18 protein-coding genes are annotated in these 20,939 nt (G+C 61.9%); 7 read left to right on the top strand and 11 right to left on the bottom strand.

The features are described from left to right. Positions 1–42: 42 nt before the first annotated feature. Genes CCR96_RS05890 through CCR96_RS05880 form a run of 3 tightly spaced genes read left to right on the top strand, consistent with a single transcriptional unit; the run spans position 43 to position 2,936 of the window. Complete coding sequence (locus tag CCR96_RS05890; RefSeq protein ID WP_201218787.1) at positions 43–1,176, top strand: NAD(P)/FAD-dependent oxidoreductase; 1,134 nt, start codon at positions 43–45, stop codon at positions 1,174–1,176. A gap of 11 nt (positions 1,177–1,187) precedes the next feature. Further along, positions 1,188–1,619, top strand: a complete 432-nt coding sequence (locus tag CCR96_RS05885) for a helical membrane plugin domain-containing protein (RefSeq protein ID WP_201218786.1) — start codon at positions 1,188–1,190, stop codon at positions 1,617–1,619. Between the two features lie 39 nt (positions 1,620–1,658). Further along, entirely contained in the window at positions 1,659–2,936 is a 1,278-nt protein-coding gene (locus tag CCR96_RS05880; protein WP_201218784.1) for a carbohydrate porin, read from the top strand. A 118-nt stretch (positions 2,937–3,054) separates the two neighbouring features. Here the strand turns inward: CCR96_RS05880 and CCR96_RS05875 are convergent, their stop codons facing one another. After that, entirely contained in the window at positions 3,055–4,251 is a 1,197-nt protein-coding gene (locus tag CCR96_RS05875) for an RtcB family protein (protein ID WP_201218782.1), read from the bottom strand. A gap of 52 nt (positions 4,252–4,303) precedes the next feature. Between CCR96_RS05875 and CCR96_RS05870 the strand changes: the two genes are divergently transcribed. Then, positions 4,304–4,588, top strand: a complete 285-nt coding sequence (locus CCR96_RS05870; protein WP_201218780.1) for a hypothetical protein — start codon at positions 4,304–4,306, stop codon at positions 4,586–4,588. Between the two features lie 22 nt (positions 4,589–4,610). On the opposite strand, the gene CCR96_RS05865 is transcribed toward CCR96_RS05870, so the two are convergent. Genes CCR96_RS05865 through CCR96_RS05855 form a run of 3 tightly spaced genes read right to left on the bottom strand, consistent with a single transcriptional unit; the run spans position 4,611 to position 8,929 of the window. Continuing rightward, complete coding sequence (locus CCR96_RS05865; protein ID WP_338035823.1) at positions 4,611–7,388, bottom strand: phospholipase D-like domain-containing anti-phage protein; 2,778 nt, start codon at positions 7,386–7,388, stop codon at positions 4,611–4,613. Beyond that, on the bottom strand, positions 7,385–7,585 hold the full coding sequence (locus tag CCR96_RS05860; RefSeq protein WP_201218778.1) for a DUF2283 domain-containing protein: 201 nt from the start codon (positions 7,583–7,585) through the stop codon (positions 7,385–7,387). Before CCR96_RS05860 ends, CCR96_RS05865 begins: the two co-directional genes overlap by 4 nt. A 42-nt stretch (positions 7,586–7,627) precedes the next feature. Continuing rightward, complete coding sequence (locus CCR96_RS05855) at positions 7,628–8,929, bottom strand: RNA-guided endonuclease InsQ/TnpB family protein (protein WP_201218776.1); 1,302 nt, start codon at positions 8,927–8,929, stop codon at positions 7,628–7,630. A gap of 29 nt (positions 8,930–8,958) precedes the next feature. Here CCR96_RS05855 and CCR96_RS05850 point away from each other — a divergent pair, with 29 nt between their 5' ends. Then, positions 8,959–9,141: a plasmid mobilization protein gene (locus tag CCR96_RS05850; protein WP_201218774.1), complete on the top strand. Its 183-nt coding sequence runs from the start codon at positions 8,959–8,961 to the stop codon at positions 9,139–9,141. Here CCR96_RS05850 and CCR96_RS05845 read toward each other — a convergent pair. Together CCR96_RS05845 and CCR96_RS05840 are read right to left on the bottom strand one after the other, a co-directional pair. Then, positions 9,117–9,494 carry a DUF4258 domain-containing protein gene (locus CCR96_RS05845; RefSeq protein ID WP_201218772.1) on the bottom strand — a complete coding sequence of 126 codons (378 nt, stop codon included), beginning with the start codon at positions 9,492–9,494 and terminating at the stop codon, positions 9,117–9,119. The genes CCR96_RS05850 and CCR96_RS05845 overlap by 25 nt on opposite strands. Positions 9,495–9,513: 19 nt before the next feature. Then, positions 9,514–10,683 carry a hypothetical protein gene (locus CCR96_RS05840; RefSeq protein WP_242518611.1) on the bottom strand — a complete coding sequence of 390 codons (1,170 nt, stop codon included), beginning with the start codon at positions 10,681–10,683 and terminating at the stop codon, positions 9,514–9,516. Between the two features lie 244 nt (positions 10,684–10,927). On the opposite strand from CCR96_RS05840, the gene CCR96_RS05835 reads away from it, so the two are divergent. Continuing rightward, a complete protein-coding gene (locus CCR96_RS05835) occupies positions 10,928–11,077 on the top strand; it encodes a hypothetical protein (RefSeq protein WP_201218770.1) in 150 nt (49 codons plus the stop codon). 208 nt (positions 11,078–11,285) lie between these two features. Then, complete coding sequence (locus CCR96_RS05830) at positions 11,286–13,442, top strand: recombinase family protein (RefSeq protein WP_201218768.1); 2,157 nt, start codon at positions 11,286–11,288, stop codon at positions 13,440–13,442. An 83-nt stretch (positions 13,443–13,525) separates the two neighbouring features. On the opposite strand, the gene CCR96_RS05825 is transcribed toward CCR96_RS05830, so the two are convergent. The 5 genes from CCR96_RS05825 to CCR96_RS05805 all read right to left on the bottom strand — a co-directional run bounded on the left by CCR96_RS05825 (position 13,526) and on the right by CCR96_RS05805 (position 20,935). After that, positions 13,526–14,263 (bottom strand): transposase, encoded by a 738-nt coding sequence (locus CCR96_RS05825; protein ID WP_201218766.1) that lies wholly within the window; start codon positions 14,261–14,263, stop codon positions 13,526–13,528. Positions 14,264–14,726: 463 nt separating this feature from the next. Further along, positions 14,727–16,343 (bottom strand): DUF1156 domain-containing protein, encoded by a 1,617-nt coding sequence (locus CCR96_RS05820; protein ID WP_242518610.1) that lies wholly within the window; start codon positions 16,341–16,343, stop codon positions 14,727–14,729. Between the two features lie 79 nt (positions 16,344–16,422). Next, the gene (locus CCR96_RS05815) at positions 16,423–17,154 is read right to left on the bottom strand and encodes an NYN domain-containing protein (protein WP_201218764.1); all 732 of its coding nucleotides are present in this window, start codon (positions 17,152–17,154) and stop codon (positions 16,423–16,425) included. Positions 17,155–17,183: 29 nt separating this feature from the next. Next, entirely contained in the window at positions 17,184–17,816 is a 633-nt protein-coding gene (locus CCR96_RS05810; protein ID WP_201218762.1) for an anti-phage-associated DUF3780 domain-containing protein, read from the bottom strand. Next, a complete protein-coding gene (locus tag CCR96_RS05805; RefSeq protein WP_338035822.1) occupies positions 17,813–20,935 on the bottom strand; it encodes an anti-phage-associated DUF499 domain-containing protein in 3,123 nt (1,040 codons plus the stop codon). Before CCR96_RS05805 ends, CCR96_RS05810 begins: the two co-directional genes overlap by 4 nt. Between the last annotated feature and the right edge of the window lie 4 nt (positions 20,936–20,939).

Raw genomic sequence — 20,939 nt, 5'->3', positions numbered from 1 at the left:
GGCTATTTGCAAGGTTGCCCTAATTTTGGAGGCGATAACATCATGAGAATCTTGATCGTCGGTGGTGGCACAGGCGGTACCATCGTTGCTAATAACCTAGCTCGTCGGCTCGCGGGAGAAATACGTTCGCGCAAAGTTCGAATCACGATGCTCTCCGCATCCGATCAGCACATGTATCAACCTGGACTTCTGTATGTGGCATTTGGACAGATGATGCCCGACGAGTTGTATCGGAAACAAAAAAGCCTGCTTGAAGCCTGTATTGACTTTCACGTCGATCCGGTCGATGAGTTTCATCTTGATCAACAGACTGTGAAGACCATCAGCGGAAAATCTTACGGCTATGATGTTTTAGTCATCGCTACTGGATCGCGTATCGTGCCGAAGGAAATTCCCGGTTTAGCTGAGGGCGCTGAAACCTTCTATTCCGAGGCTGGTGCAGTCAAGATGTTCAAGGCTCTACGTGGATTCGAGGGCGGCAAGATCGCGATTGTTGTGGGTGTGCCGCATAAGTGCCCGATTGCACCGGTAGAGCTCGTCTTCTCGCTCCACGACTATTTCAAATCGAGAGGAATTCGCGATAAGGTTCAGATCAAGTATCATTACCCAATCGGCCGGATTCATACCATCGAGAATGTCGCAAAGTGGGCGAAGCCCGCCTTCGACAACATGGGGATTGAGTATGAAACGCTGTTCAACGTCAAAGAGGTCGATGTTAAAAATAGCGTGGTCATGAGCGAGGAGGGCACTGAAGCAGCATATGATATGCTCATTGCTATCCCGCCCCATCGTGGTATGGAGACGATTGAAAAAAATAGCCTGGGTCAGGGTGGGTGGATACCGACTAATCGTTACCAGCTGACGATGGACGGATATGATGATGTGTATGTGTTAGGGGACACGACAAACCTGCCTGTTAGTAAAACCGGGTCAGCCGCACATTTTCAGGCCGAGGTTGTTTCCGAGAATATCGCATCGAAGATCAAGATTGGTGCGCCAGTTCGTGAATACGATGGAAAAGTCTACTGCTTCATTGAGACCGGTCACGACAGTGCGACTTATGCCATGTTTGACTACGTCAATCCTCCAGACCTCAAGGAGCCTAACAAACCGATGCACTGGTTTAAGACGTCGTACAACAAGATGTACTGGGCTAGTGTACGCGGACTACTATAAGGAGGCACGCGATGACAAATCAGACCCCACCGTCCAAGGCTGCGGCCGAACTCATTAGTGCTGATGATTTGCATCAGCTTGCTGAACTAGCGACACTCGTCAATGCCGCTCGTGACGCAATATCAGACGATATTGTCAGCCGTGCCGCGGCGGCTTTTAGCGAAGGAATCACGCTTCTTGATCGCCTCACGCGAAATGAGGGGTTGGTGCACTTGCTCGGAGAGATGGACCATCCCGAAAACCAGGAATTTCTCATATGCTTATCTAATGCGTTCACGCAAGCGAGCAAAGACTTGGCAACTGTCGCGCCCGCACCGGGTGGAATTCGAGGTCTACTCCGCTTAGTCAGCGATCCCGGCGTGCAGGAGGGGTTACGCTTGGTTTCGTTGATTGCTTCTCACCTTAGCGAAGGCATGCGAGACATGCACCGGCGAGGAAGCTAAAGCCCCCGCTAGGGTTATCGCGTTGGCCGAGTCTTCTTCATGGAAAAGGTTAGCCTTGCGAATAAGCCGGATACGATCACGACACGACAAAGCGATGCGCGCTGTCGAAGTGCCGCATCGATCGCAGATCGTTGTGCGCATCGAATTCGTAACAGGGCCGGCCGAGCATCATGGCATGGGGGACATTCGTGGCATTTACGAAACCTACTGGGTCTAGCCCGTCGCCCGCTGTCCTGGCTGGCGGCGGCGACTATTTTCGTTGTGCCGTTGTCGACGCAGGCTCTCGATCTCAGTGAGCAGATCACGCTCAACGGCCTGTTGGCAGGCGTCTACCAATGCCAGCAGACAAATGCCGGGAATCCTCCGGATGATGCCTGTCGAGGCGCCGTCGTATTACAGCCGGAAGTGTCGTATGAGCCGACACCTGCGGATCAGTTTTTCGCGAAGTTCGGCTTCGCGATTGGCAACGGGCTGAACAATGTTTCCCCGTTCGAGTTGTCGTCTTGGGCGGCGGACCTGGAAGCGGATGTCAAGAACATCAACGGTAGCGGTCGCAGCTACCTGCTAGAAGCCTGGTACAGCCGAATCTTTGCCCTCGGCGAGGATAATCGCATCCAACTCGTCGGTGGCATTATTGATCCGTCCGCTTACTTCAACCGCAACGCCTACGCCAACGACGAATTTACTCAGTTCAGCAATGCCGCGTTCGTCAATGCCCGCAACCTTTATATGCCGGCCTATGACTGGGGCGCTGTTGTCGTTTGGCAGGTAGGCAACTGGACCCTCAGTGGTACCGGTATGTCGGTGGGTCAGAACGAAGATGGCAAAGCCTATCACTGGTCTGCCGGCGAGATCGAATACCGGTTGCGGACGGGACTCGGCGACGGCCATTACCGGGTCACTTATAGCGGCACGTCAGAAGACTTTTCTAGCGCGTCTGGGGACGATCAGGAGCCGTTGGCGGGACTCTTCCTATCCTTTGATCAGGCGCTCGGCGACGTCTTTGGTGTCTTTCTTCGTGCCGCCTGGGGGCTGACGGATGGGGAGGGCACTTACCAGTCCGGCTATGAGGGCGGCTTCGACTTCAAGGGCGCGGCGTGGGGCCGTGAGAGCGATAGGATCGGCATCGCCTACGGCCATGTCCACGGCGGCAACAGTGATGTTTTTCAGAGCGATGTCGTTGAGACCTACTATCGATTCGCGATCAACGACAGGTTGGCGATCAGTGCCGACGTGCAATGGATGAAGGATAGCTATTCTGGTGCCGACGACGTCACCGGCCTGATCTTCGGGCTGCGCGCGGTTGCCGAGTTTTGAGCCTGTTGGCGGACAGCGTATGCGCTGTACGCGATTGGTAGAGGTCGCATGAGGTCCAGGCGCTAAGGCGTCGTATTATCCTCTTGGGTGTGTTGTGAGTGACTAGCGGCCCGGCCAATCACCCTTTCACGCACACCACCTGCTTGAGGGTATGCACCACCTCGACCAGATCGGTCTGGTTGGCCATTACCTGATCAATGTCTTTATAGGCGCTCGGGATCTCATCGAGCACGCCTTTATCCTTGCGGCAGACGACGCCTTGGGTCTGCTTAGCCAGGTCCGCCGGGGTGAACTGCTTCTCGGCCGCGGTGCGGCTCATGCGCCGACCGGCGCCGTGGGCGCAGGAGTTGAAGCTCTCCGGGTTACCTTTGCCGCGCACGATGTAGCTGCGCGCGCCCATGCTGCCGGGGATGATCCCGAGATCGCCCTCACGCGCGCGGATCGCGCCCTTGCGCGTTACCCAAACGTCGGCGCCCAAATGATGCTCGCGCTCGACATAGTTGTGATGGCAGTTGACCGCCTCCTCGGTGACCGTAAACGCCGGTAGATGGCGGGCGAGGGCGGCCAGTACCAAACGCATCATCTGATCGCGATTCTCGCGCGCATAGGCCTGCGCCCAAGAGACCGCCGCCACATAGTCATCGAAATGCTCGGTACCCTCCGGCAGATAGGCCAGGTCGCGGTCGGGGAGCTGGATCATCCAGCGTTCCATATCGCGCCTGGCCAGCTCGATGAAGTAGGTGCCCATCGCATTGCCGATGCCCCGGCTGCCTGAGTGCAGCATGACCCAGACCTGGCCGGCCTCATCCAGGCAGACCTCGATGAAATGGTTACCGCCGCCCAGGGTGCCGAGCTGATTGACCCAGTTGGAGAAGCGTCCGAAGGCCTTGAGTAGTTTAGGATGTTTCCCGGTCAGGATCGCGAGCGGCGCGGCGAAGGGCTGCGCCGCCTCGGCAAGGGCGCGCTCATCCCTGTGTTGATTGCGTCCGACGGGGACATCGCGGCTGATCTGGTCGAAGACCTTCTTCAGCAGCTTCTCGTCGAGCTGCTCGGCGCTGAGCGAGGTGCGTGCCGCGGCCATGCCGCAGCCGATATCGACGCCGACCGCGGCCGGGATGATGGCGCGATCGGTGGCGATGACGCTGCCGATGGTGGCGCCAATGCCAGCATGCACGTCCGGCATCGCGGCGACATGGTGATGGATGAACGGTAGCTTGGAGATGTTCACCAGTTGCTCGCGCGAGCGCGGGTCGAGTTCATCAGTCCAGATCTTGACTGGCTTCTCGCCCTCGGTGATGACTTGTTTGATGGTCATGGTGTCCTAATGACTGACTCAGTGGTCGGCGATATGAGGGCTAGTGTGTTTGATGTCGCACAGTCAAGCAATCGATCTCAGCATCAAGGTTGTGCCGATTGCAAGCTGGCGTTTGGCATCACTGATATCGTTACGCCTTATGCTCGCCAAGCCGATATCCCTCCTGCTGCTGACCTTGCTCGGTGTGCTGCTGTTCGGCCTCATGATCTGGTGGCTGCAGCCAAAATGGTCGCAGCCAGGGCTCGCCGTCGGAACAAGGGCTGTATCATCAACCTCAACCAGAGGCTATGCCGATGCTTTAAGACGATTTAGGGCGGTAGTGATATCACGGCATTGACGCATCGGCGTGATCGTCCAGGTCACCCACCCCAGCCTTTGCGCATCAAATTCTCCACATCCCGACGCGCCAACACCGTCGCACAATCGCGCCAAGCGTCCTCGCTGGGTTGCAGGCTGTCGTTGTAGCGCAGGTCGAAGCCGGTGGCTTGGCGGCGCTCCTCGATGTACTGGTCCATCTTCTCGCCCAGGGTCTCGAGGTCGTCGATCCAGTCGTCGCGGATGGTGTCGGGAAGGCCACCGAAGAGGTCATAGCGGTTGCGCATACGCTCGGAGAGCCGGGCATAGACCACCTCATCGACCGTGCCCTGGTGCACGAGATTCAGCATATCGACCGCTGAGCGCGCCTGACCGAAGCGCTTGATGCGCCCGATGCGCTGCTCGAGGCGGGTGGGATTCCAGGGCAGATCGACATTGATCAGGGTACCCAGGGTCTGCAGGTTCAGGCCCTCGCAGGCGGCATCGGTGGCCACCATCAGCCGCACCTGGCGATCGGCGACCAGGCGCTTGAGCTCCTCGCGAACGATGCCGACCGCCTGCCCATCGCGGTAGAGTCGACTGCGATCGGCGCCGGCGTAGAGGCCGATCGTCTCTTCTGGATACTCCGCCGCCAAGGCGTCGGCCACCCAGCCTGCGGTGTCGTAATACTGGCTGAAGATGATGCAGCCGAGGTCGAGCCAGCCCTCGTCTTTCAGATAAAACCGCACCGCGGCCAGTTTTGGGTCCTCGTCCATAGCCTCCAATGCGGCGATCAGGTTCGCCAGTGCCGCTCGCTCCGCATCCGTCTGGATCGCGAGCTTCAGGTCGAGGTCGTCCGTCTCCTCTTGCACCTCACGCCCAGCCAGCAGGGTCTGCGCCGTGTTGAGGCCGGCGATGACACTGGAGCAGACCCGCTGCTGCATCAGCGTCAGCATGAAGCCACTGCCCTGGCCGCGCTTGGCCAGAACGCGCCCGAAACGGCGCGCTTCCTCATAGGCGCGATCGAAGTCCGGCGTGGTCCGCAGCGCCACCTCCTGGAACAGCGCCGAGAAGCGATACGGCGCCTGGACCAAACCCTGATCCGGGTGGACGTTGACGGCGATGCGCTCGAGCAGACCACGCGCCTCCAGCGTCGTGCGCTTGCGCAGCACGACATGGCGCACGAAGGGGTTCTCGCGCTGGAAGAAGGTCGCGCCGTCGATGACGCGCTCAAGCTCGGTGTCCAGATCCTCGCGCAGGTCCGCCGGCAGCTCACTCAGCGCGCCGGCCAGGTGCGCCTTGGGCGCCATCTCCAGCTCCTCACGCAGATTGCGGAACAGGCGGCGCGCATTCGGCTCGTTGGTGGAGGTCATGCTGGGGAGCGGTGAGCGTAGCAGTCGCCAGCCGGCCTCGGGGCCATCGATGCGCAGCTCGCCGCAGAGGATCGGTAACACCTCAGGGGGGTTGTGCCAGGGTGAGAGCTCGTGGCCGAGCACGAACCCGGTGCTACCGCGATGCAGCACGCGGACCAGATCCCACAGATCCTCAGCTCGGGTCTGGATCGGGGTGGCGGTACCGAGCAGGACATGCTCAGCTCGGTTGGCGACCGCGAGCATGAAGGTCAGCAAGGCATTGGGCTCGCCGGCCTTGGCGCCGATGCCCTGGCGTGAGCGCGCCTTGTGCGCCTCATCGAGGATCACCAGCGTGTAGCTAATCCCGAGCAGCACGGCTTTCTCCCGCGAGGGCTGGATCATCAGACCGGTGGAGACGATGCCAATACGCAAGGGACAGCGGGCGATCTGCTCCGGTCCGCTCGGGGAGATCGCCCGCTCCTCGGGATCGAGCCAGACCTTGCGGGTCGAGTGCCAGCGCGCGCAGGGGATGCCGAGCTTGTCGAGCAGCTCGGTTTGCCACTGCTCGCAGAGGGTCGCCGGGGCGAAGATGACGATCGGCTTGCGGCGTTTTCGGGTCTTCTCATCGAGTAGACAGAGGGTCAGTGCCGCGGTGCCGAGCGACAGGGTCTTGCCCAGGCCAACCTCATCGGCCAGCAGTAGGCGCACCTGGCCGTGCTCCTGGTAATGGCGCAGGCATTCGCTGACGAAGCCTTGCTGCCAGGGCTGCAGGGCCATGCCCTCACGGTAGAGCGGCGATTCGATCAACGCGGCGGGGGTAAGCGTTTCCTCCTGCTCTAGTTCGGGGAGCAGCACCTCGACACGTCGACCGCGGCGGGACACCTCATGGCAGACCGCCTCCGGTAAGGGCCGCGCGGCGTTCCACAGAAACTCGAACTCGGCCTCGATCCAGGCGACACCCTCGGGCGAGTCGTCCTGCCAGAGGATCTCGTAGTGCTGCTGCCAGCCGTGGCGGGTCTCGTTCATCGAGCCGATAAAGCCCAGCGTACGGCCATCGGCGCGCTCGATCACGCCGGCCTTGCCATGCACGAAGCCGCAGACGCTATCGGGCGCAACCCGGATCACCTGGCCGCGCTTGGCCAGAAAGGCATCCAGCCGTTGATAGCGCTCGCGATTGAGCAAGGATTCGGCCTCGATCGAGCGCTCGTTCCAGCGCCCAAGCAAGCGCATCTCCCGCAACTGCGCGACCTTCAAATCCTCCGGTGAGAGATCCACGTTGCAGACGATGCGCACCTCCGGGATCGGCTCCAGCCACTCGTGGGCGATCTCGAACAACGAGCTGGTGAAGTAGCCGGCGATGCGCCAATAGCGACGCGCACCTTGCAGCTGCTCGGCGAGAAAGCTCTGGTCGAGACGGTGGTTGCGAGAGGAGAAGCGCTGGAGGGTCATGGGATCAACCGGCGACTGGACGCCCAGCGGTTCCTCGATCAAGCTGCCTCGGAGACAACCCGCTCGATCTGCAGCGGGTAGAGCCCGCTTTTCTGGGCATCCAGGATCGTGATCTCACCAATGCCATCGGCGGTATAGCCGATGTTCAGGTTCCAGCTCAGCGATTCATCGCGCACAATCGGCCCCTTCGATATCTCGATGAATAAGATGTCATCGTCTTCGTAATACACGATCTTCATAGGTGCTCCCGTTCAGTCCAGTTGACCATTTGGAATCCGCCCCTAAGCCGCCGCCGCGCATCGTCCTGGATGCTTAGCAACGGCTTTCGGTTGGGTTCGCGTTTCCTCGGGTGCCAGCACTCCGGCGGCGCCATCGACGCCGGCGCTTGGGGTTGTCCACCCTCCACGCGCATCACCTCCGGGCTCCCCGCCCGTAGCGAACTTGAGTACGTTCATGGCCGCGTTCACGTCTCGGTCATGCACGGCTCCGCAGGCGGGACAGGTCCAGTCCCGGATCTGCAACGGCATCTCGGCTTGCACCGCGCCGCAACCTGAGCAGGTCTTGCTGGTGGGCGCCCAGCGGTCAGCGACCAACAGAACGCGCCCGTGCCATTGGCACTTGTAGTCGAGCTGGCGGCGAAGCTCGCCGAAGCTCGCATCTAAAATCGATTGGTTCAGTCCGGATTTCTGTCGGACCTGTTTCCCCGGCGCCGCGGTCGTGCCCTTGGCGCTCGCGCTCATCCCGCGCACGTTCAGGTCCTCGATCGCGATCACGCCATTGTTCTGAACCAACGCCGAGGTCTGCTTGTGCAGGAAATCCTGTCGGGAATCGTGGACGCGCGCATGCAGGCGCGCGACCCGTTGGCGCTGCTTGTGCCAGCGGCCTGAGCCCTTCTGCTTGCGCGCGAGCCGACGCTGCGCCCACTTCAGGCGCCGACGGTAGCGGCGCAGGTGGCGCGGGTTGCCCGACTTGTGCCCGTCGCTGGTGATGATGACGTCCTTGACGCCGACATCGATGCCAACACTGCGCTGACTTGGCGCGGCCTGTTCGATCTGCTCCTCGACCATGAAGGCAACGAAGTAGCGCCCAGCCGGATCACGCCGCAGCGTGACCATCTTCGGCGCGCCGCCGGGGACCCGCGACCAGCGCACCTTCAGCGCACCGAGGCCCGGGAGCTTCAGCAGCTCGCCCGCGCAGTAGGTGTTCATCACGCAGCGCTGATCGAGCTGGAAGCGGATCGAGGCCCCGGCCCGACGCTTCTTGAAGCGCGGGTAGCGCGCACGCTTGGCGAAGAAGTTCGAGAACGCCCGGTCTTGATCGCGCAATGTCTGGGTCAGGATGGTCGCCGGCACCGCTTTGAGCCAGGCGAACGGCGCGAGCGTTTTCAAGAAGGTGAGCTCGCGGGAGAAGTCCACACCACTAACCCGCTCGCCGAGCACCTTGTAGCAGTGCGAGCGCCAGGCCAGCGCCGTGTTCCAGACCCAGCGCGCCGCGCCGAAGAACTGCGTGAGCAGGATCAGCTGCACCGCGTTTGGGTAGACGCGGAACTGATAGCTGCGCTGGATGGTGTTATTATTCGCCATGACAAGAATTGTAGAGGTTAAATCCCGTCATGGCAAGAGGTCGAAAGCCGTCGCCGGACGCCAAGCGTGAGAAGATCGAGCTGCGGGTGAACCGCGAACAAAAGGCGGCGCTGCAGGAGGCGGCCAAGCGCGCCGGGCTGCCGACGGCCACCTGGATCATCGCGCTGGCCCTCGAGGCCGCGCGAACTCAACCGAATGGGGCGGATGCGTGAGCAGGCCCCCGGTCGCCCCGCTCCGGGCAAGCCCTACGGCGAATGGCTCTTTCGGTGTGTCGGGGACCTGGCAAGCCAGGCAACACCGCCGGGGGACTATTGGACATCCATGTACAACAGCGGATGATGACAGCCTGCTTGGTGACGACAGCCGCGCACAAGAGATTATCGGCACGGTCATCGAAGTGACCGAAGATCCAGCCATCGGTGGCCGTCTTGGCGCGGTAGGTGCCTTCCTCGATGAGGTGTTTGACCTCAGCCAAGGTGACCTGTCTTTTCGCCATCGATTCAATCGCATGATTGGTCAGCCAGACGGTCCGGCCAAAGCGATAGCTGTTGAAGGATTCGCTCATGGCACTCGGACCCTGCCTGTCACTGCAACCGCTGGTTGCGCATCCGCCCAGCGATGGCCTCGGCGGCACGTCGGGTCTCGGCTTGGCGGGCCTTGGCGGCGATGAACTGGGCCATGTCGATCAGCTTGGGGCGCAGGCCGAGGTAGTCGGTGACCGCCTCGCGCAGGTTGGCCATCACCGCCTCCGGCTCCTTGTCGGCGAGGAACTCCTGGAGGGCGATGATCAGCGCGCCGAGCGGGGTGGGTCCGAGCTCGGTGCGCTCGGTCAGGTCGCGCGGCTTGAACTCGGTGACCGTCTTCAGGCGGGCGGCGTTGGGCTTGATGCTCGCCATAATCGCGGCATAGTCGGCGACACGAAACGCCTTGGCGAAGTTCTGATAGTTGTCGAGCTTGGAGGCACCGGTGGTCTCCATGTCCAGCATGCGCAGATAGAAGCGTTGGATGCCATTGATCGCGCCCCAGGTCTCGGCGTCGAGGCCGTCCGGGACCAATATGCCATTGGCGGTCTCGGCGGCCTGTCCGACGATCTCATCGACGACGGTGGTCTCACCCTGGCGGCGCGGGCGCAGTGCGAAGCTGGTGACATCCTCGCCGCCGATGCTGGTGAAGCCGGTCAGGACCTTGAGTGCCGCGGCGTAGCCGGCCATCTGCAGGTCGGAGTCGTTGAAGACCGGCGCGCCCATCTTGGCCTCGGTCTCGCTGTTCAGATGCAGCATTTGCTTGATCTGCTCGTCGACCTCGCGCTTGACCGCCGGGAGGATACGCTGCTTGAAGCCGGGGCGATCGCCGGCCGGGCGCTTGCGCAGCATCAGGATCACGGTGCCCTGCACATAGCCGCCCTTCTTCAGCTCAGAGGTCGTCTCGGTGGCGATATACCAGGCGCCGACCACTTGCAGGCCGGCGGCCCAGAAGATGCTGACCATGTCGGACCAAACATTCGGATCGGTCTGCACAAACATCACGCACTGCATGCCGTTGTCCGGCATCTGCTCTGTCATGGCCTTGTAGGCGTCCACCATGCCGCGGCGGAAGTCGTCTCCGGAGCCTTTGATGGCCAACTCGCGGCGTGAGTCCCAGGTCCATTGGTCGAAGGGTGGTGGTGGGTTCTTGCGCAGCCAGGCGATGAAGAATTCGGTGATTTCGTGGTAGTTGACGGCGTCGGCGTAGGGTGGGTCCTCTGTACAGTACAAATCACGCCAAACTCATTCCGCTACGGCCAGACCAGTCGCATCTCGCAGGGCATCGAGGGATGGAGTTGCAAGGGTTGACCATCGAGGAGGAAGCCGAGCAGACGCAGGAATTGAGCCCCGAAGGTCTCGCGTTGAGCGACGAGGCGCTGGAGCAGGTCGAGCCCGTAGCGGAAGAAGCTAAACTGCGATCGCTGAAGTGTTTTTTTTCGCGAATGGGCTGTTGCTCATGGGCCCAGAGTCCAGCATGCAAAGCCCAGGTACTGGTCAAGGCGAGCAGGCCGAGGAGGTTCTCGAGGCGTTCGGGCTTGGTCAGATGGGTGTCTTCGAGGTGGAAGCCATGGCCCTTGAGGGCGGCAAACAAGGTTTCGATACCCCATCACAGAAACCGCTATAGAAGTTTTTTTGACAGCGCCGCAAACGCCACCAATACTTGATTCAAAGGCGTTATTGAGGCTTGCGCAATGGCTGGATCAGCGGCGTGACGCGTCCGGCTCCGATCGACTGGAGCACCCTGCCGCTGACGCGGCGAGCGCCGCTGATTGCGCTGCTGAGCCGGTTGGTGGAACGCCAACTGCAGCCCGCCCAGGGGCAGGAGACCGTCGATGAGTGCCACCCTCTCGCCGGTCCAACCCCCGGCGGCCGCGTTCGTGGTCGGCAAGATCCAGGCGTGCCATCTCAACCGTCTCGCCATCGTCTATGTGCGCCAGTCGACGCTGCAGCAGGTCGAGCGCAATCAGGAATCGACCCGGCTGCAATACGCCCTGACTGAACGTGCGGTTGCACTCGGCTGGGCACCTGAGCATGTTGAGGTCATCGATGATGACCTCGGGCGCTCCGGGGCAAGCGCCGAGGGGCGCCCGGGCTTTCAGCGTCTGATGAGCGAGGTCAGTCTGGATCATGTGGGTCTGGTGCTCGGCATCGAGAGTTCGCGCTTAGCGCGCAGCTCGCGTGACTGGTACCAGCTGCTGGAGGTCTGCGCGTTATTCTCCACGCTGATTGGCGACGCCGACGGCCTGTATGATCCCCAGACGTATAACGATCGATTGCTACTAGGACTCAAGGGGACCATGTCCGAAGCCGAGCTCCACATCCTCAAGCAACGCATGCTCGAAGGCAAGCGGGCCAAGGCGCGCCGTGGCGAGCTCAAGACCTTGCTGCCCATGGGCTATGTGCGCGCACCCTCCGGGGCGGTGACCAAAGACCCGGACGCCCAAGCGCGCGGGGTGATCGAGACCATCTTTCTGCAGTTTCAGCGCTGCGCAACGATCAACGGGGTGCTGCGCTATCTGGTCGAGCATCAGCTCCAACTGCCCTATCGGGTGATCAGCGGCGCGCAGACCGGGCAGCTGCAATGGCGCCGGCCCAACCGCGTCACGCTCAGCAATCTGCTGCATAACCCGACCTATGCCGGCGCCTATGTCTATGGTCGTCGCCCGAGCGACCCGCGCCGCCGCCAGCCAGGGCGTCCCTCCACCGGACGGACGGTCGCCGGCCCCGGGCAGTGGGAGGTCCTACTCAAGGATCGCCTACCGGCCTACATCAGCTGGAGCCAGTACGAGGCCAATCTGCGTCAGCTCGCCGCCAACACGGCACAGGCTGGAGGTGTCGCTCGTCAAGGTCCCTCGTTGCTGTCAGGACGCCTCGTGTGCGGGCGCTGTGGTCTGCGCATGGTGACCCAATACACCAACAACGCCACGGGGTTGCGCTACAGCTGCTCGCGCGATGCGGTCGACTATGGTGCGCCGCGGTGTCAATCGCTCAGCGGTGTGGCGCTGGACGCCTTGATCGCGCGCCTGGTGTTGGACGCCCTGCAGCCGGCGGCCTTGGAGATCAGTCTGCAGGTCGCCGACGACCTCGACGGTGAACGCGCACGCCATCACGCGGCCTGGCAACAGCGACTTGAGCGGGCACGCTACGAGGCCGAGCGCGCCGAGCGCCAGTACCAAGCAGTCGAGCCTGAGCATCGCTTAGTGGCGCGCACCTTGGAGCAGCAGTGGGAGGCGGCCTTGAGTGCTGAGACGCACCTTAAGGCCGACTATGCGCGTTTCCTCGCCAACGCGCCTCAAACGCTCTCAGAGAGCGAGCGCGCGCGCATCCGAGCGCTGGCGGCGGACATCCCGATGCTCTGGAAGGCCAAGACCACGACCGATGCCGAGCGCCAAGCGATCGTCCGCTTGCTCATCGAGCGCGTGATCGTGACCGTCATCGATGACAGCGAGCGCGTGGCCGTGGAGGTCCACTGGATCGGCGGCCATCACACCCGCACCCACCTGGTGCGGCCTGTGGCACGCTTGGAGCAGCTGAGCGATTACCCGCAACTGCTCGCCCGCGTGCTGGCGTTGCATCAGGCCGGACAGCGCTGTACGCAGATCGCCGAGCAACTCAACGCCGAAGGCTGGCGACCGGCGAAACGCCGAGCCACGTTCAATGGCTCCATGGTCGCCAATCTACTCGCCCACCAGGGCCTACCTGCGGGCGCGACCCATGCCAAGGCGGCGCCCTGGCCAGAGCGCGACGCCCATGAATGGTCTTTACCCGAGCTCGCCCGAACACTGGAGATGCCGGCCGTCACGCTCTTTAGCTGGTTGCGCAAAGGCTGGTTGCAAGCCCGTCAGGTCCCGCGTGGCGGTCACCAGCAGTGGCTGATCTGGGCCGATGACGACGAACTTGCGCGCTTGCGCTCGCGGCGCCAAGCCCCTCGCCGCTGGGTGAAACAGACCGAATCCACCGCCGGCGCATCCGCCGGCCAATCCGCCTGACAGTTCTACGGAGGCAGCATGGCTGGTCAATCTCAATCGTCCAGCGCTCGGCATACTCTTGCAGTGCATGGGCGGCGTAGGCCTCACTGGCGATGAGCAGCCATTCGCCGTCTTCCAGGCGCTTGGCGCTCAGGTACAGGGGCTGACCCCAGAGCCAACGCGGACAAGCGCTGCCCACGCTGTTCGTGGACCTGCAGGTCTTGAAACGCGCGCAGCAACGGGACCTCTTCGCCCGAGCGGGAACGGCGGATACGCGCATTGGCCTTCAGGCGCAGGCGAAACGGGATCTGCTGCGCACGCAGTGCTTCAACCCAGGCGCGCCCGACGAACTCACGGTCGGCGAGCAAGTAAGCCAGCGGCTGCACCGGGAATGTCTCGCGCAGGCGCGCGAGCAACTCGACGCGCTCGGCGGTGTTGGAGTTGCCCGCCTTGGGCAGGGCGCTCCAGAACAAGGGTAGGCTCAGCCCCCGGTAGGAGACCCCGAGCACCAGCAGGTTGATCTCGGCCCGCCCGAGCTTCCAGTTGGTGCGATCGAGCGTCAGCACCCAGGGGCTGTCCTTGGGCAACAGCAGCCAGGCGATGGTGCGGGCGATCTCCGCCTGATCGATCGTGAAGGTGCGGAAAAATCGCTGCAGACGGATATAGTTGGAACTGATCTTTGCCCTCGAAGAGAACACCGGCGCGAGCCGCGCGAGGTTCACCGAGCGCACCTGTAGGAGCGCCAGGATGAAGCGGGCGAGGAACTCCAAGCGCGCGCCATGCCAGTTCAGATGGGTGCTTAGCACCCCACGGAGTGCCTTGACTGAGTCGAGTTCGGTCACGGTCAGAACAGGGGTTGGTGGGTAAAGTACTATTTTATCAAGTATTTAATTGATTTGTACTGTACAGAGGGGTGGGTCAGTGATCCATAAACTACAATTATGAGAAATCGCGCTCGATTCTTCTGAAAAAACCAGCTTTTCAACACTTTCATCGACGCTTTTTCTCCTATGGATGTCTTTTGCACCATCAAAAACAGGTTCCCAATAAGCCCAACCTCGTACACCGTAATTATATAAAGGGTTAAGTGCTTGATCCGAAAAAGTCTCGACGATTTTTGGTAAACGCCCAGGACCAGGGAAGACGTCGATCCGACACAATTTACTACCCCTCTGTATACCATCTGGAGAAAAGCTTAATATTTTAGAAAGAAGCTTATTATACTTCCGCGCATATTTAATGAATAAGCTATTGTCCAGTTAACAATTATCCGGACAGCCTCATTTTTGCAACCAGCTGATTTGGTTATGATATTAAGAATTTGCTAATCCGCATGGTAAATGGCGGGACAATAACTCCAAAAATTTGCCTTGCCGCAAACAACTGATGCCAATACATCCAGCCGCGCTCGCGATGTAGGCGCGTCGTTTCGTCGCCAGGCTCAATCGCCATATCCGGCACCAACCCCTCTTCCTGCCAGTCGGCCAAATGCTCGGCCACTATTGCCTCAACCCGGCGCTCGCGTTCCAAATCCTCCTCGGTCACTGCCGCAAAGAAGGTTTCCGGCCGATACGACGCCAACGTCTCGCGCGTCATCCATTGAATGCAGTAGAGCCGCTCGTGAAAGACATCCTCTGGGCGCGGCTTGAAGTCGTGCTTTTCCCAGCGTCGCAGCCGATTGGCGGTGTTGCCCTCGGCATCGCGATAATCGCCGCGCAGGGTCTTGATCGAGGTGCGATAGGTCTTGCCATCCAGCGCATAAACTAGATGGCCGTTGCGCACCGTGCCCTGTTCAGCGGCCTGCATCTCGGCGGCTGAGGCGCCGCTTTTGATCGCGATCTCGAAGCGCTGGTTGGCATGATCGGGCACCAACTGAGCGACGACATTGCGCGTCTTTGAGATCACCCAGCTTGGCGCCATCGGCACCATCCAGCCGGTCTCCGGGCAACGGGTCTCCAGGCAGTAGAGATAGGCCTTGGCGCGGTTGCCCTGGCTGTCGTGCTCGATCCTTAATCGCGTGATGGTCCGATCAACTTTTTTGGCCACATCCCGTTGTGTCCGCTCAATCTCCGCGCGCTGCTCGGGCGCGGCGCCGATGATGTTCAGAGCTCCCCAAGTCAGCATGCAGGCGATGGGGTTGAGATCCGAGGCATAGACATCGCAACCGAGGCGCGCTGCCTCGAACGGAATGGAGCCGCCGCCGCAGAAGGTGTCGCCCACCTTGGGTCGATGGCCAAAGCGCAGGATACCGAGCTGTTCGACCAGTTCCTGATGGGTTTGGGCCTGAATGCCAAAGCGCCCCAGATGCGCATTCACCGCCGGCCAGATCGGCGCATAGAGTGCGGTCTGATCCAGCTCCTCTGGACGTTTGCACAGGGCAGCGCGTTCCTCGTAGGTCGAGAAGGTCGCGAGTGCTTGAGCCAGCAACTCTAGCTTGGCGTCCGGTTGGAGATCGCGCCGCCAGCGCAGCGTCAACCCTGGGTAGTCCGCAAGTTGAATGGGGAACTGCAGCCGGTCGATCTCCTCAACACTGTGGGAGGTGCCCTTGAGGGTGTAGCTGAAAACCTGCCAGGGATGGACCAGGGCGACCCGCTCGGCGATGTCAGCGGGCTTGAGTTTCGGCTCACGCCGTGCCAACCCGCCGTTATCGAACGCCATCAGCCGCTCAAAAATCTCAAGATCCTTCTCCGGATCATCGGTTTGAGGCAGCAGACTGCCGAGCAGGATTGCCCGTACCAGGATCAGCGGCTTGCGACCTTTCCAGTAGGAACCCAGCGCTGTCAGCGTCTGCCCAGCACCGGCCTTGCGTTCGCGCTGCGCCTCAAACGACACCTTCTGCGCCGGGAACACGGCCTCGATCAGCGCCGGTGCATCCTTGAGGGCAAAAGGCTCGAGCCGGGGTTGAGCTTGTTCTGAGTTCATCGTGAGATTTTCCAATCCTCAAGGCGTTGTGGTGCGCAAATAGCCGGTTGCTGTGGCTGTCCAGCGCAACGCGGTACCGTCAAAACAGATAAGTGAGCGAAGCACCGCTCCCCTGCTTGCGGATGCCAGGGGTGGTGGTCAAAAACCGGGTACGCGCCGCCTTGTCATACCCGAGCTTGGCGAGGGCATGGCCGACGATCCCGGCGGGATAGCCGCCGCCTGGCTGTGGCTGACATAGGCTGCGTAATTCGTGCAGCAGCGCCTGGACCTCGCCTTGGGTGTTCGGCGATGGCGATTCTGATGCGCTCGGCGCCGTCGGTGTAGACGCGGCAACTGCCGTCGGTTTGTTGTTCGGTACCGGTAGCAACAGCGTGGTGAGCTGGCTGTGGCGAGCGGTCTGGAGATCGCTGTCCGCATAGGCGATCAGGGTCTTGCAGCCGCGCGCCTTGGCATGCTCGGCGGCGCCGATCAGCAGGTCATCGCGCGAGACCATGATCACCAACACCTGATCGCGCAGGTGACCTTCGAGATCCGCCCCCAAGGCCATCAGCAACGCGATATCCGCGCCATCCTTGCGCGGCGGCACAGCCAGTGCCTGGATGGCCAGATCGGGTTGCTCGGCGAGTAACGCCTCGCACCAACCGTCGATCTTCTGCCCGAGGTGATTGCCGGCCACCGTGGCGGCGATGATCCGCGCGCTGAAGTCGGCGCGGCACAGAGCCACAAGGGGTTTCGCACAGTGCGCCGGTTGATTGTCGGCATCGATGTAGAGCGCTACGGCCACGCCTGACGTCTCGTCCGAGGACTGCATGATGACCTCCTTGCTGTCCCAGGGTGGGCCTAGTCGTCGAACAGCCCGAGCGACGGTTTGGGTCGCTTGTCAGTGCTGGTCACCAGTCGACGGGTGCGCATCAGCTCATTTTGCGCCACATCGCCGAGCGCATACCGCAAGGCGACCCGCCAGCCGCTCTCGCCATCTTGCAGGCCACCACTGGCAACAGCGGTCATGCCAAACAGCCACCAACGTTCCTCCGGGCGCAGGGCCAACCAATTACGCACGGCGAGCGGGATCTTCTCCGGATCAAGCTGCTCGATGGCCCAGGCCAGTACGCACAGCTCCTTGCCGAGCAGGCGGTCGACCGGATTGTCACCGACCTTCCAGGTCCCAGGGGCCAGGTTGTGCTCCTTGAGTCGGGCGTTGAAGGCACGCTGCACCTCGGCGCGAATGCCGCTCCAGCGCAGGCGCTGCAGCATCACTCGATCCAACACCTGTTCGGATGCCGTGCCGGCACCCATGCCTAAGTGCTCGCTGATCAGCACGGCGGCTGAATTGCCGCGCGGGATGCTTACGACGAAATGATGCGGATCGGAGGTGGCCGGCACCCCGAAGCCCAGCGTTGGGTGGGCATACACCACTTTGGCCGCCGCTTTGCGTGGTCGAGCGATGCGCACCTTAGCGACAGCGGTGCTCATACGTCCTGATCCACATCGCCCGCGGCCAGGCCGATCCCGACCAGCTCGGCGAACTGTTTCAGGGCATAGCCGTCGCCGAAGTCGATGCCACCGCGGATGGTGACCTGCACGCTCGCCTGTTCGTCGCCGATCGCCTCACGCACGCCGCGAATGGCGGTCTCGATGGCGGTGGGCGTCAGTTCGCGTTCATTGAAACGGATCTGCACGCCATGCTCGCCTTCGCCGATGACGATGATCACGCCGCGCAGGCGAATGTCAGCGCGCTCGTTGAAGGTATTGATGAGCTCGAAGACCTTGTCGGTGTTGTCGATGGCGATGCGCTTACTGTCGCTGATCCGGGCCGACTTGGCGTCGTCGATGATCAGCCGGTCGTCGCCATCGGCCGGGATGCTGATCTTCGTGGTCTTCTCGACCTCACCCGCCTTGGCGGCGACCAAGAGGGTCGTGGCTGCGGCCGGGACCGTAAAGGGCTCGCGGTAGAGGGTGCCTTCCTTGGGGTTGGTGCCGTCGAGGCTGTAGTGCATCTCGGCAGCGGGCGTGCAGCGCAGCTCGAGCTTGCGCCCATCGGCGACCGGATGCAGCTCATGGCGGATGGTCAGCTCGGCGGTCCAGCGCGTTGGCTCGCCGGTCTGGTACTTGCCGCTGCTGTCGACGGCGATGAAATACAGCGTCGCCTCGGTGGTGCGATATTCCTCTAGATCCTCGACCTGTTCGTCCTGTTCAGACACGGATGAGGTCTTGAGGACATAGACGCGCGGACTCTCCCCGGCATTGCGCGGGGTGAGTGAGAGGCTGGTTTCCCCGGTCTCGCGGTTGGTGCTGAGCGTGATGACGTTGACCGAGGTCTTTTCGGCTGGAAAGGGTCCCTTTTCGAGCTGGCCGTCGGGATGTTGCCGCCAGCGGCCTTGCTTGAGGGCCTCATCGCGCAACAGCTCCAAGCCACGCGCGCCCGGCAGCCAGGGCCAGGTCGGATCGGTCTTGGCACGCATCACCAGATCGCGCCAGGGCACGCGCCGATCCGACGCGGGCCAGAGGAAGGTCTCGGCCATGGACCAGTAGTTCGGCAGCTCGTCGAGCATATCGAGCGCGAGCTTGTTGTCGCAGCGGGCGCTGGCGAGCAGTTTTTCGATCTGTGCCTCGGCGGCGTAGTCGCCTTCGCCGAAACTCAGCCCGTTGTCGATGGTCGCCATGACCAGCTCGCCCTCGCCGCCCCCGCTGGGACCAGGATAGAACAGCCGGTTGTAGGCACCGGAGACGGCCTTGGTGAAGCGCTCTTCGAGCTCTTCGAGCTTATCGCGGGCCTCGTCATAGAGGCTATCGCCCGGCTTGAGATTAGCGTGGATCTTCTCGATCGCGTACAGCTCGCGCAGCCGCGCCTCGACCTCGTTGGCCAGATGGCTGTCGTTGCCGGACAGGATGAGGACGTTGTTCTTCTCTTGCTGGAACTCGTAGAAGCCTCGGATCGCCTCGGGGAGCGTGCGGCCATCGGGCTGCACCACCAGCAGGATGCGGCTGCCGGACAGCTTCACGTCGTCGAGCCGCGGCATGATCTGCACCTCCTGGTAGGCGGCGCGCGACTTGCTCTGCGCTTGGAATAGGCCGGTCAGGCGATTGATCAGGGCCTGCTCGAGCTTGGGTGCCGGCACCTGGCGGGCATCACGCTCGATGCGCCGCCCGAGATTCTCGGTCTCCTTGAAGTAGAACTGCTCGCTCTCGCGATGCAGGTACCAGGCACGATCGCGCAGACGTTCAAGTCCGGTGAGGAACTCATCGGGTTTGTGATGGGGGGCGACCAGGTATTCGAGGATCTCGGCCTGGGTTAGCCCAAAACGGCCTTCCGCGGCGCGCGACAGCGAGGCCGACAACACCAGCTTGGCGACCTGCGCGGTGGCATCGCCACCGAGATCGGCATCGATCTCCTCGGCGCGCGCGTTGCCTCGGTCGGCGATGTCGTTGACCACCGCCGGCAGCAGCGCGGGGTTGATGCGCTGGATCTCATCGCGCACCTCGACACTGTTGAGATCCAGATGCTGGGTGCCGATCAGGAAGACATTGTTTGCCTCGCGGGTCCAGACACTGCGCAGCAGGCGGGCGGTGAACTGCATCAGTCCGCGGGTCTGGCGAAAGCCTTCGTTCTCCTTGAACAGAGCCACCAGGTTCTTGAACGAGGGATGAAAGGGATAGGTCTCGCGGACCTCAGCAGCCACCTCCTCCATGGAGCGGGCGGTGATGTAGCCGCCATCCTCGGCGGCTTTGACCTGCTCGGCGAAGGCCTCGGCGACGGAATCCACCGTTGTGGCATCGGGCAAGTCGGTGAACAGCCGTTTCTTGAGGATCTCGTAGATCTCGTTGCCAGCGAGCTGTACCGGGGTGATCGACTGGGCTTGGCGATTGGCTTCCTGCTGCAGATTGGACATGACCCGTGCCAGGTCCTTGGTCTGCGCCTCGTAGCTACCGGCGAGGTTGGCGATCACCACACAGCAGCGTGGGAGCTTGATCGCGGCGGTGAGCAGGTTGCTCAGGCTGTAGGTGACCACATCGGCCAATGAGCCCTTGCCGACGGCACGGGTACTGGCGTTGAGCAGATACGGTGGCAGTTCGTCGAGTAGGATCAGGGTTGGCGTGTCGCCGATGATCGCCATCCATTTGGCCTCATCGACGCCGCGCGGACCATCGATCCAGTAGGGGCGAATCTGCTCGGCCTGACCCAGTTGCTCGGCCAGCTCGCCCCACACATAGTGATCCGGGTCGTTGCGGCCGTTGAACGCGGCGATGCGCGCGGGTCCGAAATCCAGGCGCGCGGCCAGCTCCGCGGGAAGCACTTCGGCGCGCAGGTGAGGATGCTTCGCCAGCAGTCCCAAGGCGGTCATCATGTGCGTCTTACCGCCACCCATCGCCTGGGCCAGCTCGAAGGCGGCTTGATCGGACTTTCCGCTCAGGCGCAACAGGCCCTCGCGGAACAGGTCGGCCATGCCTTGGGTGATGTAGTTGCGGGCGAAGAAGGCGCGTCCGTCACCTTGATCGGTGATGAGATCGGAGAGGTTTTCGATGGCCTCGGTCATCCGGTAGTCGTGGACCATCGGATGGATTTGGCAGGCGTCACGAACGGTCGCAAGCACAGTG

Source organism: Halochromatium roseum (genome assembly GCF_016653315.1).
Taxonomy (GTDB): domain Bacteria; phylum Pseudomonadota; class Gammaproteobacteria; order Chromatiales; family Chromatiaceae; genus Lamprobacter; species Lamprobacter roseus.
The sequence above is the reverse complement of the archived record's forward strand: the minus strand, read 5'-3'. Positions and strand labels throughout refer to the sequence as shown.